The sequence below is a fragment of the Streptomyces sp. NPDC006265 genome, assembly GCF_040613555.1.
In the GTDB taxonomy this organism is placed as follows: Bacteria; Actinomycetota; Actinomycetes; order Streptomycetales; family Streptomycetaceae; genus Streptomyces.
Genome location: NZ_JBEXSH010000660.1, coordinates 1 through 5,180 on the forward strand (window position 1 = coordinate 1; position 5,180 = coordinate 5,180).

Here is a 5,180-nt window from a genome sequence, read left to right on the forward strand (position 1 = left end):
GTCCCAGGGTGAAGCCGACGAGCCCGAGCCCGGCGAAGAGCAGCCCCACCGCCTGGGCGAAACGCGGCGGTTCGGGCGCCTCGAACTCCGTTGGCGGCCCGAGCCGCGGCCGTACGGCCCTGGCGAACAGCAGGCCGTAGGGAGAGCGCCCGACGCCGCCCGCCGCGCCGAGCAGGAACGCCGGCGTCTGCCAGGCCGGCAGCCGGGCGCTCCCGGTGACCAGGACGACCGCCAGGACGACCGCCAGGACGACCGCCAGGACGGCGGCCAGGACGGCGGCCAGGACGGCGGCCGTGACGGCCGCGCCGAAGCGCGGCCCCCTCACATCGATATCCATGGGAACGAAGCAGTCCGCAGCCAGGCCCTGTGGAGGGGGCGGGAATCTTTGCGGTCTCGTGAACGGTTGCAGCAGGTGATGACCGGACTGGTGGTGCTCGCGGCGGCGAGCGCCTGCGGAGCGCTGCAACGGCGGCGGAGCGGGAGAGTGCGGGTGCGCGGGTGCGACGACGGCAAGCGGCTCGATGCGGCGGAACTGGGTGCGGAACTCGGCGAGCGGGCCACGCTCGTGCAGTTCTCCAGCGCCTTCTGCGCCCCCTGCCGGGCGACCCGGCGGGTCCTCGGCGAGGTCGCCGCGGTGGTGCCGGGCGTGACCCACGTCGAGATCGACGCCGAGGCCCACCTGGACCTCGTGCGGCGGCTGGACATCCTCAAGACGCCGACCGTGCTGGTCCTCGACGCCGACGGCTGCGTGGCGCGGCGGGCCACGGGGCAGCCGCGCAAGGCCGACGTGATCGCCGCGCTGGGGGAGGCGGTGTGACGGGTGTGCCGCCGCCAGTGAGTCATCTCCCACCTCATGGAACGAACTTGACTGCGCGTACCATTTATCGTCAGCCTGACCCCATGCCTGCGGACCTTCTCGCCACGCCCGACCTCCTGCGCTCGGTCTTCCGGCGGCACGCGGCGGGAGTCGCCGTCATCACCGCTCGTGGCGAGGCCGGACCGGTGGGCTTCACCGCAACCTCCCTGACGTCCGTCTCCGCCGAGCCGCCCCTGCTGTCCTTCGGCGTCGGCACCGGCGCCTCCAGCTGGCCCGCGATCGCGGCGGCGGACCACGTCGGTGTCCACATCCTCGGCGAGCACCAGCAGGAGCTCGCCGCCACGTTCGCCCGCAGCGGCGCCGACCGCTTCGGCCCGCCCACCGTCTGGCGGGAGGGGCCCGAGGGTGTCCCGGTCCTCGACGGCGTGGTGGCCTGGCTGGTGGGCCGGGTCGTCGCGCGCGTGCCCGCCGGGGACCACCGGATCGTGCTCGCCGAGGTCGTGCACGGCGACCCCTCGGGCACCGGCCGTCCGCTCCTCTACCACCAGGGCCGATTCCAGCGTCTGCGCGACTGAACCGGGCGTCCCCCGGGCTGCGTGACCGTCGAGTTCCGGTTACGCTGCGTTGCGAACGTCACAGTTCAAAGCGCTTGCTCAGCGGGAACGAACTGGGTGTACTGACGAGTAATATTTCGCTCGGGGCGTGGGTTCGCCCCGACCGGGATCGGACGCTAGAGGCGCCTATGCTGCCTGCAAGTAGGCAGCATGGAAATGACGATGCAGTAGGAGAGCCGGCGTGAGCTTGAGGATCGTTGTCACTGTGAAGTACGTGCCCGACGCCACCGGCGACCGGCACTTCGCCGATGACCTGACCGTCGACCGGGACGACGTGGACGGTCTGCTCTCCGAGCTCGACGAGTACGCGGTCGAGCAGGCGCTGCAGATCTCCGAGAACTCCGACGAAGACGTGGAGATCACCGTTTTGACGGTGGGCCCCGAGGACGCCAAGGACGCCCTGCGCAAGGCGCTGTCCATGGGTGCCGACAAGGCGATCCACGTCGAGGACGACGACCTCCACGGCACCGACGCCATCGGCACCTCCCTGGTCCTGGCCAAGGCCGTCGAGAAGGCCGGTTACGACCTGGTCATCTCCGGCATGGCCTCCACCGACGGCACCATGGGCGTCGTCCCGGCCCTGCTCGCCGAGCGTCTGGGCGTCCCGCAGGTCACCCTGCTCTCCGAGGTCTCCGTCGAGGACGGTACCGTCAAGGGCCGCCGCGACGGCGACGCCGCCTCCGAGAGCCTGGAGGCCTCCCTCCCGGCGGTCGTGTCCGTGACCGACCAGTCGGGCGAGGCCCGTTACCCCTCCTTCAAGGGCATCATGGCGGCCAAGAAGAAGCCGGTTCAGTCCTGGGACCTGTCCGACCTCGACCTGGAGGCCGAGGAGGTCGGCCTGGAGGGCGCGTACACCACGGTCGACGGCGCGGCCCAGCGCCCCGCCCGCACCGCGGGCACGATCGTCAAGGACGAGGGCGAGGGCGGCAAGCAGCTCGCCGAGTTCCTCGCGGGCCAGAAGTTCATCTAGGCCCGACGCAGTCGCGATCCGTCCCTCATCTTTCGCAAGCAGGAGAGAAGAAGTCCCATGGCTGAAGTTCTCGTCTACGTCGACCACGTGGACGGCGCCGTCCGCAAGCCCACCCTGGAGCTGCTGACGCTCGCCCGCCGCATCGGCGAGCCGGTCGCCGTCGCGTTGGGCAACGGCGCCGGTGACACCGCCGCCGCCCTCGCCGAGCACGGCGCGGTCAAGGTCCTCACGCACGAGGCCGCCGAGTACACCGACTACCTGGTCGTACCGAAGGTCGACGCCCTCCAGGCCGCGGTCGCCGAGGTGTCCCCGGCCGCCGTGCTGGTCCCGTCCTCCGCCGAGGGCAAGGAGATCGCCGCCCGTCTGGCGCTGCGTCTGGGCTCCGGCATCATCACCGACGCCGTCGACCTCGAGGCCGGCGACGAGGGCCCGGTGGCCACGCAGTCGGTGTTCGCCGCCTCCTTCACCACCAAGTCCCGTGTCTCCAAGGGCACCCCGGTCATCACGGTCAAGCCCAACAGCGCCGCCGTGGAGGCCGCCCCGGCCGCCGGCGCGGTCGAGGCCCTGAGCGTCTCCTTCTCCGCGCAGGCCACGGGCACCAAGGTCACCGGCCGCACGCCGCGTGAGTCGACGGGCCGTCCGGAGCTGACCGAGGCCGCGATCGTGGTCTCCGGTGGCCGTGGCGTCAACGGCGCGGAGAACTTCGCGATCATCGAGGCCCTCGCCGACTCGCTCGGCGCGGCCGTCGGTGCCTCGCGGGCCGCGGTGGACGCCGGCTGGTACCCGCACACCAACCAGGTCGGCCAGACCGGCAAGGCCGTCTCGCCGCAGCTGTACATCGCCAACGGCATCTCCGGCGCGATCCAGCACCGCGCCGGCATGCAGACCTCGAAGACGATCGTGGCGGTCAACAAGGACGCCGAGGCCCCGATCTTCGACCTCGTCGACTACGGCGTCGTCGGCGACCTCTTCGACGTCGTCCCGGCCCTGACCGAGGAGATCAAGAGCCGCAAGGGCTGATCCACTCCGGCCGTGGAAGGCCCCCGTGACCGCGCGAACGGTCACGGGGGTCTCTTCTCATCCCAGAGTCATCGAGGCCTGCACCGGCAGATGGTCGCTCGGATACGTCCCGTCCACGCTGAAGGTGTTCATCCCGGCCCAGTGAGTGGTCACCCCGGGGGTGGTGAGGATCCAGTCGATGCGCCGCCCGCCGGGCCTGGGCGCCCCATAGCCGTGGTGCGTCCCGTACGCCGGACCCCGCGAGGCCGCCGTGTCCCAGGCGTCCACCAGTCCGATGTCCAGCATGAGGTCGTGCACCCGGTTGTCGTGGGCGGCCGCGTTGAAGTCGCCGGTGACGATGACCGGTAACGATCCGTCCCACCCTGCCATCGTCTCGCCGATGAGCGCCGCCGAGCGTTCCCGGGCGTACTGGCTCACGCTGTCCAGGTGGGTGTTGAGGACGTAGAACTCCCGTCCCCCGTCGCCGAGATCGGCGAAACGGACCCAGGTCACCATGCGCAGCCAGTCCGCGTCCCAGGTGTTCGAGGCGATCGTGTACGGGGTGTCGGACAGCCAGAAGTGATCGAACTCGATCGGCTCGAGTCTGCGCGTGTCGTAGAAGACCGCCATGAACTCGTCCTTGCTGCCGCCCCCGCGTCCGGTGCCGATCCAGTCGTAGTGCCCGCCGAGGTCCTTCTCGATCGCGCGGACTTGCCGGTAGAGCCCTTCCTGGGTGCCGATGACATGCGGTCGCTCGCGGCGCAGCAGTTCTCGCATCACCGGTCGGCGCACGGTCCAGCGCGGTGTCTTGTCGACGACGGTCGCGAAGCGCACGTTGAACGTCATGACATCCAGGGCGCCCGGGTGCTCGCCGGCGGAAGCGGGCTGTGTGGGGCCCGCGGTCGTGAGCAGCGGTCCTGCGACGGCGGCGGCCGCCGCTGCCTTGAGCCCGCGGCGGCGTGTCACTCCGACCTCGTTCGGCACGTGGTCTCCCTCCCCTTGCACGTCAGGATGAAGCTTGCCTTCTGAATACGGAAGATGAGGGCGGGTCGGCGGTGACCAAGGGTGAAGGATGGGGAACCCCACTTCAAGACGGTGTTGACCAGGCCGAAGGTCGGCCGATAACTTCGCTCTACGGATTGTTGATTCCGTAAAGCGGAAAAGAGGAGGGTCTCGGGATGGGTCAGGGCCAGCAGGAGAAGGTGGCGACGAGCCTCGCGGGCGCGGTCAGCGAGGAGATCAGCGCCTCCCTCGCGCCGGTCGACGCGGAGCTGGAGCGCCGCTACCCCGGCGATCCCGGCACCCGCCAGCCCGTCCACACCGTCTACGTACCCGGCGACGTCTTCGCCGCAGACACCGTCCGCTCCTGGGGCGAGCGGGCCCTCGGGGCCCTCGACGAACACGCCCCGGACGCCGCGTCCTTCGCCGCCGTCCTCGGCCTCTCCGAGGAACTCGCTGAGCCCGTCCACGCACGCGTACGCGCCAAGCTGGAGCGCGAGCCGATCGAGGACCTGCGCGTCGATTTCGAGGACGGCTACGGCAACCGCCCCGACGCCGAGGAGGACGAGGCCGCCGCCCGTGCCGCCCGGATCATCGCCGAGGCCTGCGAGGAGCGCACCGCCGCCCCCTACATGGGCATCCGCATGAAGTGCATGGAAGCGCCCGTACGCGCCCGGGGCATCCGCACCCTCGACATCTTCCTCACCGGCCTGATGGAGGCCGGCGGCCTGCCCGGCGGGCTGGTCCTCACCCTGCCGAAGGTGACGTACGCCGAGCAGGT

At 70.8% G+C, this 5,180-nt stretch carries 6 protein-coding genes and 1 pseudogene; 5 read left to right on the forward strand and 2 right to left on the reverse strand.

Annotation, left to right across the window (positions count from 1 at the left end):
• A partial coding sequence (locus tag ABZ281_RS36740; RefSeq protein WP_356662381.1) for a DUF4395 domain-containing protein occupies nucleotides 1–337 on the reverse strand: 337 nt, incomplete at its 3' end.
• A gap of 78 nt (nucleotides 338–415) precedes the next feature.
• Here ABZ281_RS36740 and ABZ281_RS36745 point away from each other — a divergent pair.
• The 4 genes from ABZ281_RS36745 to ABZ281_RS36760 all read left to right on the forward strand — a co-directional run bounded on the left by ABZ281_RS36745 (nucleotide 416) and on the right by ABZ281_RS36760 (nucleotide 3,421).
• Nucleotides 416–817: a thioredoxin family protein gene (locus ABZ281_RS36745; RefSeq protein ID WP_356662382.1), complete on the forward strand. Its 402-nt coding sequence runs from the start codon at nucleotides 416–418 to the stop codon at nucleotides 815–817.
• Nucleotides 818–900: 83 nt separating this feature from the next.
• Nucleotides 901–1,392, forward strand: coding sequence for a flavin reductase family protein (locus ABZ281_RS36750; RefSeq protein WP_356662383.1), 492 nt, complete (start codon nucleotides 901–903; stop codon nucleotides 1,390–1,392).
• Nucleotides 1,393–1,612: 220 nt separating this feature from the next.
• On the forward strand, nucleotides 1,613–2,401 hold the full coding sequence (locus ABZ281_RS36755; protein ID WP_356662384.1) for an electron transfer flavoprotein subunit beta/FixA family protein: 789 nt from the start codon (nucleotides 1,613–1,615) through the stop codon (nucleotides 2,399–2,401).
• Nucleotides 2,402–2,458: 57 nt separating this feature from the next.
• Nucleotides 2,459–3,421, forward strand: a complete 963-nt coding sequence (locus ABZ281_RS36760) for an electron transfer flavoprotein subunit alpha/FixB family protein (RefSeq protein ID WP_356662385.1) — start codon at nucleotides 2,459–2,461, stop codon at nucleotides 3,419–3,421.
• Nucleotides 3,422–3,478: 57 nt separating this feature from the next.
• Here the strand turns inward: ABZ281_RS36760 and ABZ281_RS36765 are convergent, their stop codons facing one another.
• Nucleotides 3,479–4,384, reverse strand: a complete 906-nt coding sequence (locus ABZ281_RS36765) for an endonuclease/exonuclease/phosphatase family protein (protein WP_356662386.1) — start codon at nucleotides 4,382–4,384, stop codon at nucleotides 3,479–3,481.
• Between the two features lie 194 nt (nucleotides 4,385–4,578).
• On the opposite strand from ABZ281_RS36765, the pseudogene ABZ281_RS36770 reads away from it, so the two are divergent.
• Nucleotides 4,579–5,180: pseudogene (locus ABZ281_RS36770) on the forward strand (aldolase); the annotation flags it as partial.

What these genes read in the sequence shown, in the direction of transcription:
- ABZ281_RS36745 (WP_356662382.1), top strand. Translation starts at nt 416, where the DNA reads ATGACCGGACTGGTGGTGCTCGCGGCGGCGAGCGCCTGCGGAGCGCTG.
- ABZ281_RS36750 (WP_356662383.1), top strand. Translation starts at nt 901, where the DNA reads ATGCCTGCGGACCTTCTCGCCACGCCCGACCTCCTGCGCTCGGTCTTC.
- ABZ281_RS36760 (WP_356662385.1), top strand. Translation starts at nt 2,459, where the DNA reads ATGGCTGAAGTTCTCGTCTACGTCGACCACGTGGACGGCGCCGTCCGC.